This is a genomic window from Rhizobium sp. F40D2, from assembly GCF_051810745.2.
GTDB lineage: Bacteria > Pseudomonadota > Alphaproteobacteria > Rhizobiales > Rhizobiaceae > Rhizobium.
Genome location: NZ_JBPWQX020000004.1, coordinates 715013 through 738772, shown reverse-complemented (window position 1 = coordinate 738772; position 23760 = coordinate 715013). Strand labels below are relative to the sequence as shown.

The window sequence follows — 23760 nt, the reverse complement described above, 5'->3', positions numbered from 1 at the left end:
GCGCTTGGCCTAATGCTCACCTATCATATGTTTTCGGCGCTCGCCATATAATTTGTATGACCTATTCAGAACTTGTTTGACCAATACCGGAGATGTGCTATGTCCTTCGCAGGAGGAAGAACAGGCGGCGCCCATCCGCCCAAACGGCTCTGGATTTAAGTTGGAGAATCCCGGAAGCCGCCAGTTGCAGAATGCCCGCCCAGGAGGAAGCATCGGTGTCCATATCGAATTCGGTCATCGCTAGGGATGGCGCTCCGGCAGTTCCCCGCCGGAAGGTCACCGCCCTGTCCAAGCGCCAGCGCAAGATCCGCAATGCGCTCGTCGCCTATTCGTTCATCGCGCCGAATTTCCTCGGCTTCGCCGTCTTCACCCTCGGCCCGATCCTGTTCGCCTTCGCGCTTGCCTTCATGCATTGGGACGGCTCGAACGCGATTACGTTCGCAGGCCTCGACAATTTCTGGCGGCTCTTCGACGACAAGGCCTTCATCGCGGCGTTCTGGAACACGGTCATCTATACGGTCGCCTCGGTGCCGGCGACGCTCCTTTGCGCACTCGGCCTCGCCGTTCTCCTCAACCAAAAGATCGCGGGGCGGAATTTCTTCCGCACGGCGATGTTCTTCCCCTATGTCGCCTCGCTGGTGGCCGTCGCCGTCGTCTGGAACATGATCTTCAATCCCGAGATGGGACCGGTGAACATGATCCTCTATACGCTCGGTCTCGACCCGAAAAACATGCCGGGATGGGCGGCCGATCGCCACTGGGCGATGGTGACGGTGATCCTCTTCGGCATCTGGAAGAACATGGGCTATTACATGGTCATCTATCTAGCCGGCCTGCAGGGCATCAATGCCGAACTCTATGAGGCCGCCGATCTCGACGGCGCCAATTCCTGGCAGAAGTTCATCCATGTCACGGTGCCGCAGCTCGGGCCGACGACTTTCTTCGTCACCGTCATGCTGACGATCCAGTCCTTCAAGGTGTTCGACCAGATCTACATGATCACCCAGGGCGGCCCCGGCACCTCGACACTCGTCCTCGTCTACCACATCTATAACGAGGCCTTCATTTCCTGGGATCTCGGCTATTCCAGCATGATTTCGCTGGTGTTGTTCTTCCTCGTGCTCGCGGTCACGGTCTTCCAGTTCCGCCGCCAGAGGGAGGACGAGGCATGAGGATCGCCGGACGCAAAGTGACCATCGGGACGGTTGCGATCTATGCTATTGTCATCGCCGTCACGCTGGTCATGCTGATGCCATTCGCCTGGATGCTTTCGGCATCGCTGAAGCTCAGCCGCGACGTCTTTGCCTTCCCGATCGAGTGGATACCGTCTCAGCCGCAATGGCAGAACTACGTGGATATCTGGACGAAGATCCCGCTCGCTCTGTTCATCTACAATACGTCGAAGCTGACGATCATCGTCACGCTGCTGCAGCTCCTCACCTCCAGCTTTGCCGCCTACGCCTTCGCCAAGCTGAATTTTCCCTACAAGAACACGCTGTTCCTCGGCTATATCGCCACCATCGCCATGCCCTGGCAGGTCTATATGGTGCCGCAGTTCCTGCTGATGCGCGAATTCGGCCTCAACAACACGCATCTGGCGCTGATCTGCCTGCAGGCCTTCACCGCCTTCGGTGTCTTCCTGATGCGGCAGTTCTACATGTCGATCCCGACCGAGCTATGCGAAGCGGCCCGCATCGACGGCATGAACGAGTATCAGATCTGGGCGCGCATCATGCTGCCGCTGTCGAAGCCGGCGCTCTCGACGCTGACGATCTTCACCTTCGTCACCACCTGGAACGACTTCCTCGGACCGATGATCTATCTCACCAAGACCGAGCTGAAGACCGTCCAGATCGGCCTGCGCATGTTCATCTCGCAATATTCGGCCGAATACGGGCTGATCATGGCGGCTTCCGTCGTCGCGCTCATTCCGGTCCTCGTCGTCTTCCTTGTTCTCCAGCGCTTCTTCGTCGAGGGCATCGCCTCGACTGGATTGAAGGGTTAAGCCATGAACGCCGTTTCCTCAGTCGCCCCGCAGCCGATCACCGATGAGGAAGTGAAAGCCGCGCTCGATATCGCTGTCGAGCAGGTCAGGCGCAACCTCCCCTCATTCACCCACGCCGCGCAAAACCATTCCAGCGTCAAGAATTTTTATCCTCCGGTGGCGAACGACCAGTGGACCGCAGGCTTCTGGCCCGGCGAACTGTGGCTCGCCTTCGAACACAGCGGCGACGCGGCTTTCCGGGATGCTGCGCAGATCCAGGTTCAATCGTTCCTGCATCGGATCGTCAATCGCATCGAGACCGATCATCACGATATGGGCTTTCTCTATTCGCCCTCGTGCATCGCCGCCTGGAAGCTCGTCGGAGACGCGGATGGCCGCAGGGCCGCGATCCTGGCCGCCGACCAGCTGATCGAGCGCTTCCAGCCGATCGGCCAGTTTATCCAGGCCTGGGGTCGCAAGGGAAAGGCGGAGGAATATCGCTATATCATCGACTGCCTCCTGAACCTGCCGCTGCTCTACTGGGCAAGCCGAGAGACCGGCGATCCGAAATACCGTGAAATCGCGCTTATCCACGCCCGCACCACGCTCGCCAACTCGGTGCGGCCGGATGATTCCACCTATCACACCTTCTACATGGACCCGGTGACCGGCGCGCCGGTGCGCGGCGCCACCAAGCAGGGCTACCGGGACGACAGCGCCTGGGCGCGAGGACAGGCCTGGGCAATCGCGGGCATGGCGCTCTCTTATCGCTACGAGCGGATCGAGGAATATTACCGAACCTTCGACAGACTGCTCGCCTTCTATCTCAACCGGCTGCCGGCCGACATGGTGCCCTATTGGGACCTCGTCTTTTCCGATGGCGACGGCGAACCGCGCGACAGTTCGTCGGCCTCGATCACCGCCTGCGGCCTGCTTGAAATGGCCGAGCTCGTCGAAGCCGAACAAGCCGAGCGCTATCGCACGCTGGCGCGCCGCATGATCAAGAGCCTGGCCGACCACTATGCGGTCAAGGATCCCACCGTTTCCAACGGCCTGGTGCTGCACGCCACCTATTCGAAGAAATCGCCCTTCAACACCTGCCGCGGCGAGGGCGTCGATGAGTGCGTCTCCTGGGGAGACTATTATTACATGGAAGCTTTGACGCGCCTTTCGCGTCGCTGGTCTTCCTATTGGTGACCTCAGGAGAACCCGATGGCCAGCATTTCGCTTAAAGAGCTGAACAAATCCTACGGCGCGCTCACCGTCGTCCACGATATCGATCTTGAGATCGCCGACAAGGAATTCATCATCCTGGTCGGCCCCTCCGGTTGCGGGAAGTCGACGACGCTCAGGATGATCGCCGGTCTCGAGGAGATCTCCGGCGGCGAACTCAAGATCGGCGGCGACGTCATGAACGACGTCCCCTCCAAGGACCGGGATATCGCCATGGTTTTCCAGAACTATGCGCTCTATCCGCATATGACCGTCTACAAGAACATGGCCTTCGGGTTGCAGCTCAGAAAGGTGTCGCGCGACTTCATCGATGCCCAGGTGCAGGACGCCGCCAAGATTCTCGACATCACCCATCTCCTGAACCGCAAGCCGAAGGCGCTTTCGGGCGGTCAGCGCCAGCGCGTGGCGCTCGGCCGCGCCATGGTGCGCAATCCGGCCGTTTTCCTCCTCGACGAGCCGCTTTCCAACCTCGACGCCAAGCTGCGCGGCACGATGCGCTCCGAAATCACCAAGCTGCACAAGCGCCTCAACGCCACCTTCATCTACGTCACCCACGACCAGGTGGAGGCCATGACCATGGCCGACCGGATCGTCGTCATGAAGGACGGCCACATCCAGCAGGTCGACACGCCGCAGAATCTCTATGACCGCCCCGTCAACATGTTCGTTGCCGGCTTCATCGGCGCGCCGCAGATGAACATGCTGCCCTCGACCATTCAGCGCCGTGGCGATGGCTATGTCGCCGTCTTCGACGGCCGGGAATTGCCGCTGCCCGATCATTTCGACAAGAGCAAGATCGCGCCCTATGAGGGCCGCGAACTGGTGCTCGGCATTCGTCCGGAGAATTTCCACGAACTGCCGCCGGCCGACATCCCGGCCGAGAACCTGGCACCCCTCACGGCGGTGGTCGAACTTGCCGAGCCGATGGGCTCGGAAGTGCACCTGAACATGGTGGCCGGCGGGCGCAATCTCATCGCCCGTGTGTCGCCGCGCTTCCGGCCCGATATCGGCGACGAGGCGAGGCTCATCGCCGATATGAGCAATGCGCAGCTGTTCGACAAGGAAACGGAGCGCTCAATTCTCTACTGAGCGCCTGGGGAGACGGCCATGCAGTGGTTGCGGGAGATGTGGACGAAGGAGGGGCCGGGCATTCCCAAGGATGCTCCGAAAAGGACCGGCCTTGCGCTGTTTGCCGAAATCCTCGTCCGCGAATGGTGGGAAATGGTCAAGCTCAATATCCTGTTCATTCTGGCCTCCCTCTTCGTCGTGACGCTGCCGGCAGCGCTCGCCGCCATGGCCCGGGTCTCGGTGGCATTGGTGGAAGACCGCAACACCTATCTCCTGCGCGACTTCACGGAAGCTTTTCTGCGCTACTTCTGGCGGGCCACCCCCTGGGGCCTGGCGCTGGCCGGCGTGCTCGCGATCTGCATCCAAGCGATCCGGACCTATGCCGCCGGCGCGCGGGACAATTTGATGCTTGCCGCACCGCTGGCGATCGCGCTCGTCGCGACCGCCTTCGTCGCAGTGTTGGCCTGCCATCTCGTCGTGCTGATGGTCATGCGCGATCTACCGGCTCTGCGGCTTCTGCGCCGGGCCGCGCTCGCCTCCGTCATCCGCCCGCTTCCGGCACTTGCCGCGCTCGCCTTCAACGCCACCCTGTGGCTGGCGCATATCCTCTTCTATCCGGTTTCCGTCTTCATGCCTGCAACCTTCAATTTTTCACTCGGAATGTTCGCCGTCGCATTCGGCGTTCATCGGGCAGTGGTGTTGGTTCTGGACCTGCCAGAGGCAATGCAGCCGTGTAAACCGACGCTTCATAAAATAATTGACCAGAGACGATCCAGGGAAGGAGAACAGGCATGCATTTAGATAAATTCGGGAGGACGGTGAAACTTGCCGTGGCGGGTTTCACGCTGGCAGCAATGACATCAGGCGCAGCGCTTGCCCAAGACGCCGTGACGCTCAAATGGGCTTTGTGGGACTGGGACAAGACCGCCTACTACAAGCCGTTGATCGAGGCCTATCAGGCCAAGCATCCGAACGTGAAGTTCGAGCCGATGGATCTCGGCTCGCAGGACTACCAGCAGATGATTTCGACGCAGCTGACCGGCGGCTCGAAAGACATCGACATCGTCACCATCAAGGACGTGCCGGGCTATACCAATCTGGTGCGCGCCGGCAACATCGCCGATCTGAGCGGCTTCGTCAAAGATCAGAAGATTGATCCGGCACCCTATGGCGGCTTGATCGAGGAATTGACCATCGACGGCAAGGTCTATTCTCTGCCGTTCCGCTCCGACTTCTGGATCGTCTATTACAACAAAGACATCTTCGACAAAGCTGGCGTCCCCTACCCCACCAATGACATGACCTGGGCGCAGTTCGACGCGACCGCCGAGAAGCTGACCGGCGGCATGGGCACCAACAAGACCTATGGCGCGCTGCTGCACACCTGGCGTTCGACCGTTCAGCTGCCTGGTATCCTCGACGGAAAACACACGCTGGTCGATGGCGACTACGCCTTCCTGAAACCTTGGTACGAAAGGGCACTCACCCTGCAGAAGGATGGCGCCATTCCCTCCTATGCCTTCCTGAAGACATCAAACACGCATTATTCGGCGCTGTTCTTCAACGGCACGATCGGCATGCTGCCGATGGGAACCTGGTTCGTCGGCACCCAGATCGCCAAGGTGAAATCGGGTGAATCGAAGAGCAAGAACTGGGGCATCGTGAAGTTCCCGCATCCGGAAGGCGTGGCAGCCGGCACGACAGCTGCGCAAATCTCGGGCCTCGCCGTCAACGCCAACTCCGAGCATAAGGATGCGGCCCTCGACTTCATCAAGTTCGTCACCGGTCCGGAGGGCGCTGCCGTCATCGCATCGACGGGCACCTTCCCGGCGCTCAAGACCGCTGACGTCAGCGCAAAGATCGCGGCAACACCCGGCTTCCCAGAGGACGCCGCCAGCAAGGAGGCGCTGATACCGTCGAAAGCCTATCTGGAGATGGCGGTCAACCCGAACGCGGCCAAGATCGAGGTCGTGCTCAACCGCGTCCATGACGCGATCATGACCGACAATACCCCGATCGAGGACGGGCTGAAGGAAATGACCGAAGGTGTGAAGGCCATCAAGTAGACTTCGCGAAATGCCGACGGCCGCGGACCAGTACATGGCCCGCGGCCGACCTGTTCTAAAGATTTCGAGCTGACGATGATATATGATCCCGCCAGGACCAACCCGCTTTTCGGCAATCCCCTGAAGACACGTGACGACCTGGCGAAGGCCGTCAACGACCTCTTCGCACCGCTTCTGCCCTATTTTTCCGAAGGCGGCGCCCGTGTGCGCCTGGGTGCTACCGGCGCGATCTTCGACCGGGCGGCGGCGGATCTGGAAGGATTTGCACGGCCGCTCTGGGGCATGGTTCCGCTCGCCGCCGGCGGCGGCCATTTCCCGCATTGGGATCTTTATCGACGCGGACTGGCAAACGGGACCAATCCTGATCATCCCGAATATTGGGGCGATCTAGCCGACCGCAACCAGCGGCTGGTCGAACTCGCCGCGATCGGCTTCGCGCTGGCGCTCGTGCCCGAGCACGTCTGGGAGCCGTTGAGCGAGAGCCAGAAGAAGACGGTTGCCGCCTATCTTGTCGCGGCGCGGGAACTGGAATTCATCGACAACAACTGGAAATTCTTCCGGGTCCTCATCGATCTCGGGCTGGAGCGTGTCGGTGTCCCGTTCGATCATCAGAAAACCGTCGCCTATCTCGACGAGTTGGAGGCTTTCGATCTCGGGCAAGGCTGGTATCGCGACGGCCCGGTGCGGCGGGTCGATCATTACATTCCCTTCGCCATGCATTTCTACGGCCTGATCTACGCCGTGCTGGCGCACGGCGACGAGGCGCGCAAGGACCGCTTCTGTGGTCGCGCCGAAATCTTTGCCCGGGATATCCGGCATTGGTTCGGCCCCGATGGCGCGGCCCTTGCCTTCGGCCGCAGCCAGATCTACCGCTTCGCGGCCGGCGGTTTCTGGGGCGCGCTTGCCTTTGCCGGCGTCGAGGCGCTGCCCTGGGCCGAGATCAAAGGCTACTACATGCGCCATATCCGCTGGTGGTCGGCGATGCCGATTGCCGAGCGCGACGGCGTTCTCTCGATCGGTTACGGCTATCCGAACCTGCTGATGAGCGAGAGTTACAATTCTCCCGGCTCGCCCTATTGGGCGCTGAAATTCTTCCTGCCGCTCGCGCTTCCAGAGGATCATCCCTTCTGGACCGCCGAAGAGGCGCCTCAGCCGGAATTCCCGCAGCCGGTTGCCTTGAAGCCGGCGGGCATGGTCGCCATGCATACGCCGGGAAATGTCGTCGTGCTTTCCTCCGGCCAGCAGCACGACAAGATGCGCGGCGCCAACGAGAAATACTCGAAATTCGTTTACTCCACCCGATACGCCTTCAATATCGAGGCCGACGACCGGAATTTTGTAGCCGCAAGCTTCGACGGCATGCTCGGGCTTTCCGACGACGGCACTCACTTCCGCATGCGGGAAAGCCTCGAAGAGGCGCTGATAGCAGGCGACCGGCTCTATTCGCGCTGGCGCCCCTGGAAAGATGTCGCCATCGAGACCTGGCTCATTCCCGCAAACCCCTGGCACATCCGCATCCACCGCATCGCCACGCCGCGTGCGCTCAGCACCATCGAGGGCGGCTTTGCGATCGAACGCGCCGATTTCAATGCCGATCGATCCGAACAGGGCGCAGGCCGGGCGGTCTGGTACGGACAGACGGATGTCAGCGCGATCGTGGATCTGTCGTCCAGTCCGAGAACCGGCCATGCGATGAGCCCGATCCCGAACACCAATCTCATTCACGCCAAGACCCTGCTGCCGCAACTGCGCGATGAAATCGGCCCGGGGACCACCGTGCTCATCACCGCGGCAATGGCGCTTCCCAGCGGCGAGGACTGGACAGAGGCGCTGGGCAATCCCCCGGTCCGTCCGGATCTTGACGAACTGGAGCGACGCTTCCGTGAGAACGGCGTGCGTGTGCCGGCTTTTGCGCTCCAGATGTAGCTGCAATCCTGCCACCTGACCAGCTCATTGCGCTTCGCGTACCACATCGTGGGATCGTCTCGTTGCAAGTTGGTTAGCGGTTGACCAACTTGCAGCTTGAAGCTCATCATCACGTAGACATCGCGGACTCTAGTGCCGCGCAATAATAGATCAACAACGAGAGAACCGTCATGGCGGTCACAGTCAAGGTCGCCGAAGCAAAGACCCATTTGTCCGAATTGCTGGCCAAGGTAGAAGCCGGAGAAGAGGTCATTATATCTCGCGGCAACAAGCCCGCGGCCCGGCTTTCGCGCATTCGCCGCGAAAACGACATCGACGCACTGATCGCCGAGATCAAGGCGCAGCGCGCCGGCCGTCAGTTCACGACGCAGGGAGAAATCCGCGAGTGGCGCGACGAAGGCCGCCGCTACTGATGTCCTTTGTCCTTGACGCCTCCATCGCCGCAGCGAAGCCATCACCATCCTTGGACCACTCGATCGCCGTGAGACCTAACTGCGATTAATCAACTCGGAATGGTACGCCTCAGCAATCCGTTCCGCCAATTCCGCCATTTGATCGTCCGGTATCTGCACAACCCCATGCTCGGCCATCAACGCATGGTATTGCTGCTCCTCAAGCGGCACGCCTGAAGGTAAGGGAACGACGTGAAAATGCAAATGGCTATTGGCTTGCTGACTGCCGAGTGAAAGCACATAAATTCGCTCGGCGTAGAACACCCTTTTGAGGGCGCGCGACAAGATGTGAACCTTCTCCTGCAACCGAAGATATTCGTCTGTCGATATGTCTCGCGCCAGATCCTCGCGGTGCTCCCTCGGACTGACAAGGCAATAACCTGGAAGGGTCGGATATTTGCTCAGGAAGATGATGGTCTCATCGTCCTCGAAAATGCGATGATGAAAGCAAGCGGGGTCGTTCTTGACCAAGCCGCAGATAAAGCATGGCCTTGTTTCAATGCCGCGCACATAGGCCTTGAGATCAAATGGTAGGCGCTCGATCATTGCTGAACCTCTCGTGCGCTGCTTCGATTGTCGATGGTACGTCGACCGATATTGCCATCGTATCCTAAAGTGCGTCACGAACTTTCAGATTTGCCGAGCTTCACTATTTATCTTCTCACGCGCCATTAATATTTTCGGATTACAGATGTAATCATACTAACCCCCTCAATTTCATGAATGAATTCTCCATCAATGCAATATTATTGAAGTGAAATCCTGCCAGACCTGGTGGTATACTCTCCCTTCATTTTGGAGCCATGGGAGGAGGATGCAATGCCTACCGTAATGGTCTGTCATAACGTCAAGGACACGAAACACTGGCTCGCCTCGCCTGTTCGCAAACAGGTGCTGGAACCCGTCGGCGTGACGAATATTCGCACCTTTACAGATCCTCAAACGCCCAACCGCGTTGGTTTGGTGATGGATGTCGCAGACATGCAAAAGTTGATGGCTTTCATGCAGACCAAGGCCGCAGCCGATGCGATGACGAGTGACGGCGTCCTGCCGGAGACCATGATGATCCTGGTTCAATCGTAGCACACATCGCAACAGGACCTGGCAATGCAAACGCGGGGCAACGCGGGAGGATGATATGACGACTCTATTCGTGAGGCACGAGGTCTCCGACTACGCCACATGGCGCAAGACATATGATGCGTTTGATCAGGTGCAAAAGGCCAATGGCGTTACGGCGCAAGCCGTTTACCGGGCCACTGACAATCCAAACGACATTACCGTCACGCACGAATTTGCCACCCTGGAAGCAGCCCAGGCCTTCGCCAAGCTCGAAGAGTTGAAGACGGCAATGCGCAACGGAGGCGTTCTCGGCACGCCGACCGTGTGGTTTGCCAACAAAACGTGAAATGGGCCAGACGACTGCAGCCGCTCTCGGCGCATAACAGGAAGTCGGGTCGTGCGCGCTCTACCGAGCGCCCTTATTGCCCGCTCCTCAAATCGCGCAGGAGATCCAGGCCGCTTTGGTATTTTTCCGTATTCTTGCCGGCCTGTTCGGCCTGGCGGAGATTGTCCTCGAGATCGGCCTGTTTGACCGGCAGGGCCAGCGGGTTTGAAGCCGCACGTCTGACGAAGTCGTCGTCCGCCTCGTCTGGCCGCCGTGTCAAAGCATCCACCGCGGAGACAATCGCCGGCGGAAAGCCTTCCTCCCTCAGCCTGTCGAGCGTCCACCCGTTTCCCTTCTCGGCGACGTCATGAAGGTAGGCGACCGTTCGTGTCTCGTCGCCGGAAACGAGAAGTGCGACCCGCTGGCAGTGCTCGAAGTACGGCCGGTCGGTCTTATCAGCCTGCCCTTCATGCGCCTCGAGAGCGATTTGGATGGCGTGGTCGAGATGCTGCATCGGATTACGGCCCTTCGGTCTTCCTGATCTTCCGCTGGGACGGCTTTTCGCCTGTGGTCATCTCGATATCGGGCACGGACGCTGTGGCGGCCCGGCGAAGCTTTGGTGGCGGCCGGTCGAGATCGCCGCTCTCACCGGCGCCTTGGAGCAACGCCGCATCATCCCTGTCGTCTTGATCGAGCAGGTCCTGCAGCGTCTCATGCTCATCGTCGCCGGCCAGTTCGTCGCAGGCTTGCAGCCAATGGCGCTGGTCCGCACCTTCCGGGCGGCCCTCGGCCTCCCAGATTTCGTAGGCACGGCGGCGTATCTGCTCGTGCTTGTCTATAGCCATGATCTGCTCCAACTCATTTCAATGAGCCGTTCAGGGCGTATTGATAGTTGGAAGAAAATCCTCCACCTGTTTACGCTCATCTTTTGAAAGCGTCTCCACCCGTTCCTTCCAGTACCGTTCGGCCTCAGGCGGATCCTCGTCCCATTGGCGGACTTCGGTGATGTTGTCGTCAATTTTAGACCGGCGGCGGCCACCGAGGCTGAGATATTGCTTCGCAAGCTTCAGGCTTGGAGTTTCGGTGTTGCTGTCACCATCTATCGCAGCGCTTACATTGCTGCGGGCATTCTCCAATATCCTGCGGCGATCCTTTTCAGCATCTCGCGTGTCGGCGGAGCGCGCGTCGTCGGTACCGCTTTCCGGCGGGACAACGGATCTGGACGTCATAGCGGGCCTCCTTCCATTCATGCAACGGATGTTGTGCTCCGATAACCCTCGCGGGTAGCGAGAGTTCCCGCCCATGGCAATGATTTGAACGGAGGATCAAGCCAGAGCACCCGGCCGGCCATCAATGAACGGCCATGCTCACCATGCGATAGGGGTGCACGGCCTCAAACTGCGAGATCATCGCCGTTGCCTGCAACAGGACGCGCTCGGCATTCTCAGGATCGTCACGGGCGAGTTCGTCGGCGTTGCCGCGGATCGCTTCGGCCATGTTGTTGGAAATTTCTGCAAACTGCATATTGCCCTCGACAAGGGCCTCACGTGCCGTGTCTTCCAGCGTACGGGCGATGTCGACAAAGATTTCCTCGCGCTCCTCGATGCTGAGGTCCTTGATGATATTGGTCGTCTCTTCCATATCCCGCACTCCCAAAAGACGTGAGAACCGTCGTCTTTAGGTCGAACGCCGGAGTAGCGCTTCTGTTCCCTGGAGGGCGATGCCGGCACTTCGGCAACCGGCATGGTTTGCGCGACCGAATTGACAATGATCTGATCCTTGGCGCATTCCTGGGCAAAGGATTTCGTCAGGCTGACGCCGGCCGCTTTGGTCGCGGCATAATAGGCGTTTTGGGGACTGGCCGTGAAAGCTTCAACTGAGACCGCGTTGACGATCTGCGCTGTCATCTCGGGCGCGTACACGTGCAGGCGCATATGCAGGACGGCGCGATGAGCAGCAATCGACGAACAGAGCAGTTGCGGTCGATAAGTGCGATCTGGTTCTTCGAAGTTCCAGCTCGTTGTTTGGCCATATGCCAAGTGTGGCAAAGCTCAAGGGCATTCTGAAAGTTTCCAAATGATCCCACGCCTCCAGCCGAAGGTTTCAATCTCCCATCCCCCCGCGAGTTTCTTCGAGCGGCTTATCGAGGCGGGGTTCACCGGCGATATCGAGACCGGCGCGGCAAGTCGAACCGTATTTTCGACTGATAACTCCATCTACCAGGTGGAGCCGGCCGGCATCCTTTTTCCGCGCGGCGTCGAAGACCTGCAGGTCGTGGCGGCCGTGCTGTCGGAACCGGCCTTCCGAGGGATCAGCATCGCGCCGCGCGGCGGCGGCACCGGCACGAACGGTCAATCCTTGACATCGGGCGTCGTGGTGGACTGTTCGCGGCACATGACGTCGATTCTCGAGATCGACCCGGTCCGAAGGGTTGCGCGCGTCCAGGCGGGCGTGGTCAAGGATCAGCTGAATCGGGCGCTAAAGCCCTACGGCCTCTTTTTCGCCCCCGAACTTTCCACCTCCAACCGCGCTACCATCGGCGGCATGGTTTCCACCGATGCCTGCGGCCAGGGTTCCTGCCTCTACGGCAAGACCAGCAACCACGTCCTCGGATTGCGCATCGTGTTTACGGACGGATCCGACTTTTGGTCGCGTCCGCTCGACGCGGACGCGCTCTCGGAGATCGCCGCGCGTGAGAGCCGCGTCGGCGAGGTTCACAGGACGGTCGGCCGGATCGCCCGGGAAAAACACGAGCGCATTGCCCAAATTTTCCCGAAGCTCAACCGCTACATGACCGGCTACGACCTCGCCCATGTCAGGCGCGGCGACGGGCGCTTCGACCTCAATGCCGTTCTCTGCGGTTCGGAGGGAACGCTGGCGATGATCGCCGAAGCCGAACTCAACCTCCTGCCGATCCCCGCCCACGCGGCGCTGATCAACATCCGCTACGGCGACTTCAACACCGCCCTGGAGGATGCCCGCAGCTTGGTGGCGCTGAACGTCGCCTCAGTGGAGACGGTCGATGAGAAAGTGCTCGGCCTCGCGAAGGGCGACATCGTCTGGACCGGCATTGCCCGCTTCTTTCCGGACGACGCGGGCAGCGCGACCAACGGCATCAATATTGCCGAAGTGTTGGCCGATGATGAAGAGGAGCTCGAACGCAAGCTTGCGGAAGTGACCACAGCCCTCGACACGGGCGCGAATGCCCGCCATGCCGGTTATACGATCGCCCGGGGCCACGCCGATGTCGAAGCGATCTGGTCGATGCGCAAGCGGGCGGTCGGACTGCTCGGGAATGTCGACGGGCCGGTCAGGCCCGTCGCTTTCGTCGAGGATACGGCCGTGCCGCCGGAAAACCTTGCGGCCTATATCCGCGAATTCCGCGCGCTACTCGATGGCGCGGGCCTTTCCTACGGCATGTTCGGCCATGTCGATGCTGGCGTCCTGCACGTGCGGCCGGCGCTCGACCTCACCCGCGATGACCATGTCAGGCTGGTGCGCGACATCAGCGACGCCGTCGTGGCCCTCACCCGCAAATATGGCGGCGTGCTATGGGGAGAGCACGGCAAGGGCGTGCGTTCGGAATATGTGCCGGAATTTTTCGGCGATCTCTATCCGAGCCTGCAGGAAATCAAGCGGGCGTTCGATCCGGAGAACCGGCTGAATCCGGGCAAAATCGCAACCCCAACCACCGAGGCGCTGACGAAGATCGACGATGTTCCGCTGCGCGGCGATATCGACCGCATCATCGGCAACGAGATCCGCTCCGCCTTTGACAATGCCGCCTATTGCAACGGCAATGGCGCCTGTTTCGATTTCGACGAAACGAGCCCGATGTGCCCCTCCTACAAGGCGACGCACGACCGGCGCTTTTCGCCCAAGGGCCGCGCCGCGCTGATGCGGGAATGGCTGAGGCTGCTTGCCGAGAAAGGCATCGACCCTCACCAGGAGGCGGCGCGTCTGCGGCGGAGCATGCCGCTGACAAGCCTCGCGCGACGCGCCTTCAACTCGCTGAATCGGGCAAACCGGAACGACTTTTCCCACGAGGTGCGCGCGGCGATGGACACGTGTCTGGCCTGCAAGGCCTGCGCGGGGCAGTGTCCGGTCAAGGTCAGCGTGCCTGCTTTCCGCTCGAAATTCCTCGAACTCTATTACGGACGCTACCTCCGCCCGCTGAAGGATCCGCTGGTCGCGGCGATCGAAACCACCCTGCCGCTCGTCCGGCGCATCCGGCCGGCCTATAATCTGGTCGTGGGCACCCACGCCGGCAGGGCGATGATGCGCATCGCCGGGCTGACCTCTCTGCCGCATCTGCCGCGGACCTCGCTCGCGAAGGAAGCCGCCCGCCTCGGCGTGCCGCCTGCGACCGCTCAAACGATCGAAGCCCTGTCGCCGCAAGAACGGCAGCGCAGCGTCGTCTTCGTCGCCGACGCCTTCACCGCCTATTTCGATCCAGACGTTGCCCTTGCCGCAATCGAGCTCGCCAGAAAAATCGGACTCACGCCCTTCCTTGCCGCCTCCCATATCAATGGCAAAGCGCTGCATGTACACGGTTATCTCGGACGCTTCGAGGCTACGGCCAAGCGGACGGCCCGCTATCTCGAACGATTGGATGAGACAGGCGTGGCGCTCGTCGGGCTCGATCCGTCGATGACGCTCGCCTTTCGCAGCGAATATAAGGGGATATCGAAAGCCAATGTCCTGCTGCCGCAGGAATGGCTGGCCGCCCATCTCGACCGGTTCGACGCCTCGCCTTCAACTGCCGAAGGCAAAAGCTTCCGCTTGATGGCACATTGCACCGAGCGCACCAATGCGCCTGCCTCCGTCGCACAATGGCAAAAAATATTCGAAAGCCTCGGCATCGACCTTCAGGCAGCGCAAACCGGCTGCTGCGGCATGGCCGGCACCTTCGGCCACGAGGCCCGTAACCGGCCAATCTCCGAACGTCTCTATGCGATAAGCTGGAAGCCGGAGCTTGATACGGCCGGAAAAGCCGATATCCTCATGGCGACAGGATATTCCTGCCGCTCGCAGGTGAAGGAAATCGACGGCAAGCGCATCCCGCATCCGTTTCAAGTCATCGATCGGATGATCCTTCACAAGCAGCATATCTGACCATAGGGGCGTTGCCTTGCCTCGGAGAAACGGAGAACCTGCGGCAGCCGACCGGCCGCGAGGCATCAATCATGATGAGGTCAGCCGGGTGCCATCAGGCCGATTTTCCCCGAAGCACGGTCATCTGTTCGTGCTGAACCTCATTTTCATCATTCAGAACCGCGCGCCAAAGCCTGTTGCCGAGGCGAAGCGACACCCTCTTGGTGCCTTCGTGTTCAGCGGTGCCGATTTCCACGGTGCTGACGAGGGAGCCATGCCGCATGTGACGGCGGAGATCGGCCAGCGACAGTCCGAACCGTTCCGCAAGTTCGGATGAATCCAGGATAAAATCCCCATTCGGATCGCGCTCGATCAACACCGGCTCATTCTTCTCTTTGCTTGACAATCCACGATCACCGCTCACGCCACGGCCGAGATGGGGGCGCTGTCGTTCGGCAGCAGCCGCGCCACTGCGCTCAGGAGGTCGGTCTGCGATATCAGGCCGAGGATACGGTAATCGTCATCGACAATGATGACGGCATGCGTGCGACCGTCCGTCAGAACGGGAAGCAGCGACAGGGCCGGATCCGAAGTTCTCGCCACCGCCGGTTTTGAAATTGCGCCTGCGATCGTATCGATGCTGGTCGACAATTCTCGCAAGCCGACGCTGCCGATCAGGCGGCCCTCCGGGTCCTTTACCGGCAGCGTGCGGATATTGTGCTTCAAAAGCAGGTGCCGTGCGGCATCCGGTTCTGCAGCTTCGCTGACGGCGATCACATCGCGTGACATGATATCGGCGCAGCTGATCTTGCCGTTTGAGCGGATCGCCGCCTGCAGCTCGACCTGCTGCAGCAGCCGACCGAGATCGGCGCGGTCGATATCGAAGGTTTCGTCGAGCGCAGCAAGGGCGGCATCGACATCCTCCTCGCGAAAACCCACCCGCACTGCGGACGGCAAATCGATCGTGCGATGGGTGTTCTCCGCGGGTTTGGGAACGACATGCGGATAGTTTCGCCGGGAGAGCTTGTGGAACAGCAGACCGAGGCCGACGAGAAGGCAGGAATTCAGGGCGACCGGTACAAACGGAAAGAGGAACCCCCAGCCGGCGACGACGGGGCCGCCGAGCACGGCGGTGAGTGCCGCGGCACCTCCCGGCGGATGAAGGCAGCGCGTGAACGACATGGCGCCGATGGCAAGCGACACGCCGACGCCGGTCGCGATGATCGGATCGCGGATGAAATAGGCGGCGATGATTCCCATCAGGGCGGAAATGGTATTGCCGCCGATGATCGACCATGGCTGCGCAAGCGGGCTGGCCGGCACTGCGAAAAGAAGCACCGCCGATGCTCCCATCGGCGCGACGATCAGGGGAAGATGCGGCCCCTGCCCGAACAAATAGCCGCTGATGACGCCGGTGAGGCCGATGGCCAGCAAAGCGCCGAGGCACGCGATCAGCCGCTCGCGTAAGGTCGCGCCGGCCAAAATCGGTGAAAACAGACGGAAGCGGCTCGGTCCCACCTTCCGGGAAACGGGATACTGCATGACAAGACCAATGTTGAGCGAGGATTATCTGGCGGACTGAGGGAAGGCATGAAGTCTAGTTTGTGGCAAGCCTGATATCCCTGCCTTTTGTCGCGCTGAGGACTTCGTGGAAGGCGTTAAAGGCGCTGGGGCGATCGTTCCTGCGGTAGACCAGCAGCGTCTCGACAGGTCCCAGTTGATGGGTCTGGACGGACGTCGGCCAGGGCATAAGGTCGAGAACGGATCTCGGCATGACGCCGGCGGTGTTGCCAGTCGCAACGCTCGCGAGGATCGCATGGTAGGAGCCGTGCTCGCTCGTCGGCAGGGCGCTCGATTTCCGCGCCCAGTTTTCGGCGATCCTGCGATAGGTGCAGCCGGGTTCCAAAGCGGCAATTGACCCGACACGAAGGTCAGCAGCGGATTTGATCGCGGGATGCCCTGATGGCAGCACGATCAACAGGTCTTCGACAAAGACCGCTTCCATCTCCAGCCCCTTGAGCTCGGCCTCAAAACCCATGTCTTCCGCGCGCATCGCCTTCGGCGGGCGGGCAATCAGCGCACAGTCCAGCCCATCGGTTGCGACGGCGCGGGCGAGATCGCGGGAAGCGCCCATGGTCAGATGAAGCGACACATGAGGCCACATCCGGTTGAATTGAGTCAGCGCCGCCGGCAGCCTGCTGGCGGCCGTGCTTTCCATCGTGCCAACGCGCAATGTTCCCGACGGGACGAGAGGCCGCACGGCTTGGCGCGCTTCGAGCGCAAGCGCCGTCAACCGGTTGGCATAAGTTAGGAACGTCTCGCCTTCCCGCGTCAACGTCATCTTCTTGCCGTCACGGCTGAAGAGGGAAACGCCGAGATCCTCCTCCAACTGCTGGATGCGCGTCGTCACGTTCGACGGCACCCGCCCGACGGCCTTGGCGGCCTTGGTAACGCTGCGGTCGCTGGCGACGGCGAGGAATATTTCGATCGACGAAAGGTCCAATGAAAAGATCTCGTTTCCGGAATTATGAAGAAAGATAATTCTCTATATAAAAATCATCGCCGCAGCTCAAGCCGGTTTCGGCATCGAAATCGAGTGTCATTGCATCCAGGCGATACGCTGCATGTTCTGGCGATCCTGCAGGACGCGAAGCGCCTGCATCAGTTCAGGCGCCATCTTGCGGATCTCGAACAGATGGGCGCTTGCCGGCCGGTCGAGCACACCCTCAGCCTTATCCGTCAGCCGAATGAACTGCTTGCCAGGGCCTGCTGCCGCCGGGCCTACGTCGATATAGGCTTTGTCGATGAGTTCTTGAACGAGGCCATCCGCCGTCTTCCTGTCTATCAGCAGCCGCTCGGCCAGCATCCGCGCGCTCATCTTCTTGACGGCCGGCTGGCCTTTTATCGCAAGCAGCGCCTGATGCTGTGGCGCCGTAAGGCCGAGCCTGTGTGCCTCCTTCGCGCTGAATTGCCGAAACCGGCGAATGCGATAACGCAAGTTGGCCAATGCTTCGTAATCTCCGTCATGGAGACGCTCCTGCTGTTTCATCGCCATGTCACCTCCATCCTTGCCGTGTTTTACGTCGCATCGCCATGCGTTTCGGTTGCTCGAGCGAACCGGAGCGGCTGCCGAAAAAAGGATCGTGACGCCGAGGAAATAGCCAGACAGGCCGCGGCATCGCCTTCATCCCATGACGGTTCAAGCGTTTGAGGCTGGCACGGGGTTTGCATCTGCAATTCCATCTGCAGATCGATCGGCGCCGACCCCATGTTGCATCTTGTCTTGACCTGTCTACTTCTCAGCATCGCTTCCGGCCTGAGCATGCGGCGCTTTCTTCTGCCCTATTTCGCGGGCGGCGATCTCGCGGAAAAATCTGCGCCCGTGACGATCGTCGCAAGCGCCGTCTTCCTGGCGACGCTCGCCTTCACCGTCTCCGATCAGGACCTTTGGGCGAAATCCGCCATCCTGATGCTCGGCCTGTTGCTGGCGGCCATGTTCGACGATGCCAGACCCAAGCTGACGATCGCCCTTTCCGCCATCAGTCTGGCGGCCTACCTCGGCTTGCGTTCGATCAACTGAGCCATCTCGAATGCCTGCCTATTTGGCGGTATCGAAGCCTCTGTCGAGGTGTTGCATCCAAAGTCGAAAATCATTGGTCAGCAAAGCCACATCATACCGCCATTCCGCCCGAAAAAGCTCCCAACGGCTTGTCTCTCCACTATCAAGCAAGGCATGAACCCTCTGCCTGAGATTTTCAAACGCCTCATCAGCGGGATAAGGCGCGGGGCGGTGCAATGCGGGATGCAATCGGCTTTCCATGAAGCTCACTCATCAACGATCGGCATCCTTCTAATATATCGTACTACGATATATTTTCAAGAGATGCTGACGGGCACTTTTAGGGACCGACATAACGACGCTTCATCCGCTCGGAAGGCCAGAACGCCCAATGGCATAGCAAGGAAGTTTTCGCGCAACGCGGGAAAACAATCTCTATTGAAGAATGATGTTTCATTGTTATTCTCTATTCTGGAACACATCGAACGATGCCTCCAAGCATGGGGAGTAGCGATGGCCATGGAGAGCAGACAGGCAGAAAAGATCTGGTCTGAATGGTATGCCTGGCATCCGGTCTTGCCGATCGACGATACCGTGTTCTGGCTCGAGACCGTATACCGGCGAGAATCCCCGGACGGCTTCTGGCAATACCGCTCGTTCCGGCCCGAATCCGAACGCCGACAGGCTCTGGTCTCCACGCCCATCTATCCCGGCGCCTGAAACCCGCGGCAATGCCGAGGATCCCGCTGAACCGGTTCCGTCGATCCCGCCAGGTCGCGATGATCCCAGGTCCCAACAGATCGTTCGACAGAATTCGCTGGTGATGCCGGCGTGCACAAAACAATCGACCAAATCCTGGCCGCTTTCGGCAAATAAAGCCTGACCCGCGCTCTACAGTCATGGCAGCGCGGCGCAACACGCAGTCCGGAATCAGCAAGGATCCCGGCTGCGAAGCCTATCCCGTCAACCCACAGAGCAAGAGTGTGCTGATCAGCCTTGAGAGGACCTGCCATGAAGACCTACAGGATTGCCCTTCTGCCGGGAGACGGCATCGGCCGCGATGTCACGGAAGCAGCCAAGGCCGTGCTCGAAAAGGCGGCTGCACGAAACGGATTCTCGCTTGCGACAACAAGCTATCCCTGGTCCTGCGACTACTATCTGGAGAACGGCAGCATGATGCCGGACAATGGCATCGAAACGCTGCGCTCCTTCGATGCCATTCTGCTCGGCGCCGTCGGATGGCCCCGCAAAGTGCCGGATTCCGTGTCGCTGCACGGGCTTCTGCTGCCGATCCGCAAGGCTTTCGTCCAATACGCCAATATCCGCCCGCACCGGCTGCTGCCGGGTGTGCAGGGACCGTTGCGGTCGGAGAACTTCGACATCCTCTGCATTCGTGAAAATACCGAGGGCGAATATTCCGGCGCTGGCGGGCGCGTCCACCAGGGGACCGACAGCGAGGTGGCCGTGGAGACCTCGATCTTCACTCGCCAGGGGGTCGAGCGCATCCTGCGTTTCGGCTTCGAACAGGCGCGTGCGCGCCGCGGCAAGCTTGCCTCGGTGACCAAGTCCAACGCGCAAAGATACTCGATGGTTTTCTGGTACGAGATCACCCAGAGGCTTTCCGCGGATTATCCCGATGTCGAGGTGACCAGCTACCATATCGACGCCATGGCCGCCCGCATGGTGATGGCGCCGGAGAGCCTCGATGTGGTCGTCGCCTCCAACCTGTTCGGCGACATCCTGACGGACCTTGGCGCCGCCATTCAGGGCGGGCTCGGCTTTGCAGCCTCCGCCAATATCAATCCCGATCGCTCGGCGCCGTCGATGTTCGAGCCGGTCCACGGTTCCGCGCCGGATATCGCTCATCTCGGCATCGCCAACCCGATCGCCGCGATCTGGTCGGGCGCTATGATGCTGGAGCACTTGGGAGAAATGGGCGCCGCCGGCAAGGTGATGGCCGCAATCGAGGCAACGACGGCACGCGGCATCGGGGCAAGTCCCGGCAGGGACAAGACGGACGCGATCACGGCATCGGTGCTTTCTGCGCTCGATTAAGACATGCCAACGAAGTGAGCGGGTTTGGCCGCCTGACCTGAATACTCTTTTGGCCGTTAATGGTCGTCGTGGTCGTGATGCGATGGAAGGTCCAGGCCGAAGGTGTTGACCAGATCGGCCACCTGTCCCGGGCTGAGGTAACGGGGATTGAGGTTGCGCAACAAGAGATAGAGCTTTGCCGTTTCCTCCAGCTCCTCGGTGGCAAAGACCGCCGCCTCCAGGCTGTCGCCGGCAACCACAGGTCCGTGGTTGGCCAGAAGCACCGACGAATACTTGCCCGACAGCCCGCGGATGGCGTCGGCCACCGCCGGATCGCCGGGACGATAATACGGCACCAGTGCGGTTTCGCCGGCGCGCATGAGATAATAGGGCGTCATCGGCGGCAGGGCGGCGCGCGGATCGATCTCCGGCAGCATGGTCAGCGCCACCGCGTGCGTGGAGTGAAGGTGGACGATGGCGCGGGCGCTGCCGCGTGTGTCGTAGAGGGCGGTATGCAGCGGAATTTCCTTAGTCGGCTTGTCGCCGGACCGCAGCCGGCCTTCGGCATCGAGCCTGGAGATCCGCGCCGGATCGAGAAACCCGAGCGAGGCGTTGGTGGGAGTCACCAGCCAGCCGCCATCATCGAGCCGCAACGATATGTTGCCCGACGAACCGGGCGTCAGCCCGCGCTCGAACAGCGAGCGGCCGTATCGGCAGATATCTTCACGCTGGCGCGCGTCGGACATGACATTTCCTCCAATATTACGCGGTTGCGCCTTCGATCAGCTCAAAACCGAGATCGACGGCCTGGGGCGGCGCGTTGGCGACGACCAGCTGCGCGGCGATCTGTCCGGTTGCCACACGCGGCGTTCGGATGGTCGACAAGGGCTGCGGCATCGCCCGGCCGATATCGAGACCGTTATAGCCGAAAATGGCAAGCTTCGACGGGATAGCGATCCCCTCGGCCAGACAGTGAAAATAGCCGCCCAACGCCATATCGTCGTTGGAGAAATAAACCGCATCGAGATCCCTTGCCCGGGCAAGCAGCCGCTCCAGCCCCAGCCTGCCGTTTTCCACGGACGAAGCGCCGGCGAGAATTTCACGCGCGATGAGGGGGACGCCACCTGTCTCCAGCGTTTCGCAAAAGCTCGAGAACCGCTTGCCGGCGCGGGTATCGCGGTTGAGATCGTGACCGACATAGCCGATCCGGCGATAGCCTCGTTTTAGCAGGAAGGCGGCGCTTTCCCGTCCGGCCGCGCGGTTCGAGAAGCCGACCGCGATATCGAGCGCATCTCCGTCGAGATCGAGCAGTTCCACAATCCGGCATCCGCTGGCGCGCAGCATCTTCACTGACCCGTCGGTATGCTCGTATCCCGCCAGCATGACCGCCGCCGGCCGCCAGGCGAGCATCGCGGCGGCAAGCGCTTCCTCCTTGCCTGGATCATAGTCGGTGACGGAGAACACCGCCTGGTACCGGTTTTCCTCCAGGACGGCACTGGCGCCGCGCAGCACATCGGGGAAGACGATGTTGGACAGCGAGGGGATGACGAAGGCGACGAGACGAGAGCCGGTGGAGGCCAGCGTCCCGGCGATCCGGTTCGGCACATAGCCCAGCCGCTCCACGGCAGCCATCACCCGCTCCCGCGTCTTGCCGGAAAACGAGCCGTGATTGCGGAGCACGCGCGACACCGTGCTCTCGCCAACACCGGCTGCTTCCGCGACCTCGGCAAGCGTTACGGTCGCCGGCTGTTTCAATTCCATCGTCACGTCTGAAATCCAGCTGTTCAGGTGGTTGGGCGTTCTGTTGGCTTTCCGACCATTGCCTCACCATTTTCACGGCTCTCGCCAAGAAGCAAAGGTTTTTTGGCAGCGCTACCAATTTGACGTTGGCAGCGCTGCCAAAATGCATTACTAAAATGGCAGCGCTGCCACACCGCTGCGCTGCTCTTCCGCAAGAGCGCACGGAGCGGCGCGACCTTTCCTTACAAGACCGGAGAACCTCCTGATGTCATCACTTGCTGAAAATCCAGGCTCTGCCATCGTCGCGGCCGTCATCGGTCTCGGTTCCATGGGGCTCGGGATGGCCCGGTCGATGAAGCGCGCCGGGCTCGATGTCGTTGGATATGACATCACGCCGGCCGCGGTTGACCGCTTCATGGCCGGCGGCGGACGTGGCGCAGAGACCGCGGCCGGCGCCGCGAAGGACGCTGACATCATCGTCTCCGTCGTCGTCAACGGCGCCCAGACCGAAGCCGTGTTGTTCGGGCCGGAAGGCGTTGCGAACACGATGAAGCCCGGAGCCGTCTTCATCTCCTCGGCAACCATGGATCCCGCCGTTGCCCGCGATCTGGCACGAAGGGTGGAGGCTCTCGGCCTGCATTATCTCGACGCGCCGATTTCAGGCGGCGCGGCCAAGGCGGCGCTGGGCGAGCTGACCATCATGGCGTCCGGCTCCAGCGAGGCTTTCGACGCCGCCCGTCCGGGTCTCGACGCCATGGCCGGCAAGGTCTATGAGCTCGGCGACGCGGCCGGAGCAGGTGCCGCCTTCAAGATGATCAACCAGCTTCTCGCCGGCGTGCACATCGCGGCCGCCTGCGAGGCCATAACATTTGCCGCCAAACAAGGCCTCGACCTCGACAAGGTCTATGAGGTGATCACCGCCTCGGCCGGCAATTCGTGGATGTTCGAAAACCGCGTACCGCATGTGCTGGCCGGAGACTATACGCCGCTCAGCAGCATCGAGATTTTCGTCAAGGATCTCGGTATCGTCCAAGACATGGCCCGCTCCGAGCGTTATCCGGTGCCGCTCGCCGCAGCGGCGCTGCAGATGTATCTGGCCGCTGCCGGCGCCGGCATGGGCCGTGATGATGATTCCTCGCTCGCGCGGCTCTACGCAAAGCTTTCCGGCGCGCAATTGCCCGGTTCCGGCAAAGAGCCGCAGACGCTTTAAGAAGGAA

At 60.8% G+C, this 23760-nt stretch carries 26 protein-coding genes and 1 pseudogene; 15 read left to right on the top strand and 12 right to left on the bottom strand.

Annotated elements, in window-relative coordinates:
* The first annotated feature begins 191 nt into the window (after positions 1–191).
* From ACS4RS_RS32200 to ACS4RS_RS32165, 8 genes are all read left to right on the top strand, one after another.
* The gene (locus ACS4RS_RS32200) at positions 192–1172 is read left to right on the top strand and encodes an ABC transporter permease subunit (protein ID WP_439012258.1); all 981 of its coding nucleotides are present in this window, start codon (positions 192–194) and stop codon (positions 1170–1172) included.
* On the top strand, positions 1169–2005 hold the full coding sequence (locus ACS4RS_RS32195; RefSeq protein ID WP_439012257.1) for an ABC transporter permease subunit: 837 nt from the start codon (positions 1169–1171) through the stop codon (positions 2003–2005). Before ACS4RS_RS32200 ends, ACS4RS_RS32195 begins: the two co-directional genes overlap by 4 nt.
* Positions 2006–2008: 3 nt before the next feature.
* Positions 2009–3181 carry a glycoside hydrolase family 88 protein gene (locus ACS4RS_RS32190; protein WP_439012256.1) on the top strand — a complete coding sequence of 391 codons (1173 nt, stop codon included), beginning with the start codon at positions 2009–2011 and terminating at the stop codon, positions 3179–3181.
* Positions 3182–3196: 15 nt separating this feature from the next.
* Positions 3197–4306 carry a sn-glycerol-3-phosphate ABC transporter ATP-binding protein UgpC gene (locus ACS4RS_RS32185; protein ID WP_439012255.1) on the top strand — a complete coding sequence of 370 codons (1110 nt, stop codon included), beginning with the start codon at positions 3197–3199 and terminating at the stop codon, positions 4304–4306.
* 18 nt (positions 4307–4324) lie between these two features.
* Positions 4325–5086 carry a DUF624 domain-containing protein gene (locus ACS4RS_RS32180; RefSeq protein WP_449314111.1) on the top strand — a complete coding sequence of 254 codons (762 nt, stop codon included), beginning with the start codon at positions 4325–4327 and terminating at the stop codon, positions 5084–5086.
* A complete protein-coding gene (locus tag ACS4RS_RS32175; RefSeq protein ID WP_439012253.1) occupies positions 5077–6351 on the top strand; it encodes an extracellular solute-binding protein in 1275 nt (424 codons plus the stop codon). Before ACS4RS_RS32180 ends, ACS4RS_RS32175 begins: the two co-directional genes overlap by 10 nt.
* A 75-nt stretch (positions 6352–6426) precedes the next feature.
* A complete protein-coding gene (locus ACS4RS_RS32170) occupies positions 6427–8277 on the top strand; it encodes a DUF2264 domain-containing protein (RefSeq protein ID WP_439012252.1) in 1851 nt (616 codons plus the stop codon).
* A 170-nt stretch (positions 8278–8447) separates the two neighbouring features.
* Entirely contained in the window at positions 8448–8690 is a 243-nt protein-coding gene (locus tag ACS4RS_RS32165; RefSeq protein WP_439012251.1) for a type II toxin-antitoxin system prevent-host-death family antitoxin, read from the top strand.
* A gap of 75 nt (positions 8691–8765) precedes the next feature.
* On the opposite strand, the gene ACS4RS_RS32160 is transcribed toward ACS4RS_RS32165, so the two are convergent.
* Complete coding sequence (locus tag ACS4RS_RS32160) at positions 8766–9275, bottom strand: HIT domain-containing protein (RefSeq protein WP_439012250.1); 510 nt, start codon at positions 9273–9275, stop codon at positions 8766–8768.
* A gap of 273 nt (positions 9276–9548) precedes the next feature.
* On the opposite strand from ACS4RS_RS32160, the gene ACS4RS_RS32155 reads away from it, so the two are divergent.
* Both ACS4RS_RS32155 and ACS4RS_RS32150 read left to right on the top strand, forming a co-directional pair.
* Complete coding sequence (locus ACS4RS_RS32155) at positions 9549–9812, top strand: hypothetical protein (protein ID WP_439012249.1); 264 nt, start codon at positions 9549–9551, stop codon at positions 9810–9812.
* Positions 9813–9867: 55 nt separating this feature from the next.
* On the top strand, positions 9868–10137 hold the full coding sequence (locus tag ACS4RS_RS32150) for a cyclase (RefSeq protein WP_439012248.1): 270 nt from the start codon (positions 9868–9870) through the stop codon (positions 10135–10137).
* 73 nt (positions 10138–10210) lie between these two features.
* Here the strand turns inward: ACS4RS_RS32150 and ACS4RS_RS32145 are convergent, their stop codons facing one another.
* The 5 genes and pseudogenes from ACS4RS_RS32145 to ACS4RS_RS32125 all read right to left on the bottom strand — a co-directional run.
* Positions 10211–10630, bottom strand: a complete 420-nt coding sequence (locus ACS4RS_RS32145) for an HD domain-containing protein (RefSeq protein WP_439012247.1) — start codon at positions 10628–10630, stop codon at positions 10211–10213.
* Positions 10631–10634: 4 nt separating this feature from the next.
* Positions 10635–10961 carry a DUF2934 domain-containing protein gene (locus ACS4RS_RS32140; protein ID WP_439012246.1) on the bottom strand — a complete coding sequence of 109 codons (327 nt, stop codon included), beginning with the start codon at positions 10959–10961 and terminating at the stop codon, positions 10635–10637.
* A gap of 30 nt (positions 10962–10991) precedes the next feature.
* Positions 10992–11345, bottom strand: coding sequence for a hypothetical protein (locus ACS4RS_RS32135; RefSeq protein ID WP_439012245.1), 354 nt, complete (start codon positions 11343–11345; stop codon positions 10992–10994).
* A gap of 121 nt (positions 11346–11466) precedes the next feature.
* Positions 11467–11757 carry a hypothetical protein gene (locus tag ACS4RS_RS32130; RefSeq protein ID WP_439012244.1) on the bottom strand — a complete coding sequence of 97 codons (291 nt, stop codon included), beginning with the start codon at positions 11755–11757 and terminating at the stop codon, positions 11467–11469.
* Positions 11758–11867: 110 nt separating this feature from the next.
* Positions 11868–12062 (bottom strand): annotated as a pseudogene (locus ACS4RS_RS32125) (SDR family NAD(P)-dependent oxidoreductase); the annotation flags it as partial.
* A 130-nt stretch (positions 12063–12192) separates the two neighbouring features.
* Here ACS4RS_RS32125 and ydiJ point away from each other — a divergent pair.
* Positions 12193–15231 carry a D-2-hydroxyglutarate dehydrogenase YdiJ gene (gene ydiJ / locus ACS4RS_RS32120; RefSeq protein ID WP_439012243.1) on the top strand — a complete coding sequence of 1013 codons (3039 nt, stop codon included), beginning with the start codon at positions 12193–12195 and terminating at the stop codon, positions 15229–15231.
* A gap of 94 nt (positions 15232–15325) precedes the next feature.
* On the opposite strand, the gene ACS4RS_RS32115 is transcribed toward ydiJ, so the two are convergent.
* The 4 genes from ACS4RS_RS32115 to ACS4RS_RS32100 all read right to left on the bottom strand — a co-directional run bounded on the left by ACS4RS_RS32115 (position 15326) and on the right by ACS4RS_RS32100 (position 18265).
* Positions 15326–15589: a DUF6522 family protein gene (locus tag ACS4RS_RS32115; RefSeq protein WP_439012594.1), complete on the bottom strand. Its 264-nt coding sequence runs from the start codon at positions 15587–15589 to the stop codon at positions 15326–15328.
* 41 nt (positions 15590–15630) lie between these two features.
* On the bottom strand, positions 15631–16752 hold the full coding sequence (locus ACS4RS_RS32110; protein ID WP_439012242.1) for an HPP family protein: 1122 nt from the start codon (positions 16750–16752) through the stop codon (positions 15631–15633).
* A 55-nt stretch (positions 16753–16807) separates the two neighbouring features.
* Entirely contained in the window at positions 16808–17713 is a 906-nt protein-coding gene (locus ACS4RS_RS32105) for a LysR substrate-binding domain-containing protein (protein WP_439012241.1), read from the bottom strand.
* Positions 17714–17809: 96 nt separating this feature from the next.
* Complete coding sequence (locus ACS4RS_RS32100; protein ID WP_439012240.1) at positions 17810–18265, bottom strand: MarR family transcriptional regulator; 456 nt, start codon at positions 18263–18265, stop codon at positions 17810–17812.
* Positions 18266–18478: 213 nt separating this feature from the next.
* Between ACS4RS_RS32100 and ACS4RS_RS32095 the strand changes: the two genes are divergently transcribed.
* From ACS4RS_RS32095 to ACS4RS_RS32085, 3 genes are all read left to right on the top strand, one after another.
* Positions 18479–18790 (top strand): hypothetical protein, encoded by a 312-nt coding sequence (locus ACS4RS_RS32095; protein WP_184377972.1) that lies wholly within the window; start codon positions 18479–18481, stop codon positions 18788–18790.
* A 498-nt stretch (positions 18791–19288) separates the two neighbouring features.
* Positions 19289–19489 (top strand): hypothetical protein, encoded by a 201-nt coding sequence (locus ACS4RS_RS32090; protein ID WP_439012593.1) that lies wholly within the window; start codon positions 19289–19291, stop codon positions 19487–19489.
* Positions 19490–19780: 291 nt separating this feature from the next.
* Positions 19781–20824 (top strand): tartrate dehydrogenase, encoded by a 1044-nt coding sequence (locus tag ACS4RS_RS32085; RefSeq protein ID WP_439012239.1) that lies wholly within the window; start codon positions 19781–19783, stop codon positions 20822–20824.
* A 56-nt stretch (positions 20825–20880) separates the two neighbouring features.
* On the opposite strand, the gene otnC is transcribed toward ACS4RS_RS32085, so the two are convergent.
* Complete coding sequence (otnC, locus tag ACS4RS_RS32080) at positions 20881–21549, bottom strand: 3-oxo-tetronate 4-phosphate decarboxylase (RefSeq protein WP_439012238.1); 669 nt, start codon at positions 21547–21549, stop codon at positions 20881–20883.
* Between the two features lie 16 nt (positions 21550–21565).
* Entirely contained in the window at positions 21566–22564 is a 999-nt protein-coding gene (locus tag ACS4RS_RS32075) for a LacI family DNA-binding transcriptional regulator (RefSeq protein WP_449314141.1), read from the bottom strand.
* Positions 22565–22808: 244 nt separating this feature from the next.
* On the opposite strand from ACS4RS_RS32075, the gene ltnD reads away from it, so the two are divergent.
* On the top strand, positions 22809–23753 hold the full coding sequence (gene ltnD, locus ACS4RS_RS32070) for an L-threonate dehydrogenase (protein WP_439012237.1): 945 nt from the start codon (positions 22809–22811) through the stop codon (positions 23751–23753).
* Positions 23754–23760 lie beyond the last annotated feature (7 nt).